Origin of the sequence: Pseudomonas sp. 20P_3.2_Bac5 (assembly GCF_025466035.1) — a bacterium.
Taxonomy (GTDB): Bacteria; Pseudomonadota; Gammaproteobacteria; order Pseudomonadales; family Pseudomonadaceae; genus Aquipseudomonas.
Window position 1 is genome coordinate 1 of record NZ_JANLOA010000028.1, and the last position, 931, is coordinate 931.

Annotated in this window: 1 protein-coding gene; it reads right to left on the reverse strand. The window is 64.6% G+C overall.

What is annotated here, in order from left to right; translation table 11 throughout:
* Positions 1-931, reverse strand: a 931-nt coding sequence (tssI, locus tag NTD88_RS05060; protein WP_262191710.1) for a type VI secretion system tip protein TssI/VgrG, incomplete at both ends; no start/stop codon positions are given.

The window sequence follows — 931 nt, forward strand, 5'->3', positions numbered from 1 at the left end:
CGCATGGATGAATACCTCTTCCTGCCCCGCTTCATCCTCGAAACGCAGCTCGTTGAAACCGTCGCCCTTGTGGGTCTGGCTCTTGAGGGTCATGCGCGTTTTGTGTGCCGGCAGTTCGTAGGGCGGACGCTGCAGGGCATTGAAGCCCCGGCCGGTGATAACCGGTTGGTCCGGGTCTCCGTCGAAGTTGCTGACGATCACTTCCTGACCAATACGCGGAATCGCCATATGGCCCCAAAGCGCACCGGCGATGTTCTGCGATACGCGGATCCAGCAGGAGCTATGTTCGTCCTCGTTACCCTCGCGGTCCCACGGGAACTGCACCTTCACCCGGCCGAATTCGTCGCAGTAGATTTCCTCTCCGGGCGGGCCGACCACCTTTGCCGGCTGCGGGCCATCGATGCGTGGTTTGGGCAAGGCCTCGGCGCGCCATTCGGCATCGTCCGGCACCAGGATGGCGACGCAGTTGTAGTGGGTGCCCTGGGCAGCGTCGGCGCTGTCCTCGCCCTGGCTGACGTATTGCTTGCCGCGGTGCTCCAGACGGATTGGGCGCCAGCCGCGATTCAGGTCTTCGCGCGGGTGGCCGACGAGGTCGAAATAGATGCCCGGCACCAGCCGCGCGTCGTCACCTTCGGTGATGACCTGACAGGCCTCGCCGCGCAGTCCAAGCAGACGGTCGCGGGTGAAGGCTTCGCCCGATTCGCCCTTGTAACGGCCGGGATAGTCGTAGCGTTCGTAGCTCTTGGCCTGGTGCGCCAGGTCGGTGGCTTCGCGCCGGGTTTGCTGGTTGTACAGCGGGTTCTTGAAGCTGTAGTCGCGCTGGGTCTGGCGGGCGCTGCGCACGTTTTCGGTGTAGGTAAAGTTGTGCAGCGCCGGACCCGGACGATCGCCGCCGGGTTTGGGGTTGTATTCCACCGGCGGGCCGGGCTGC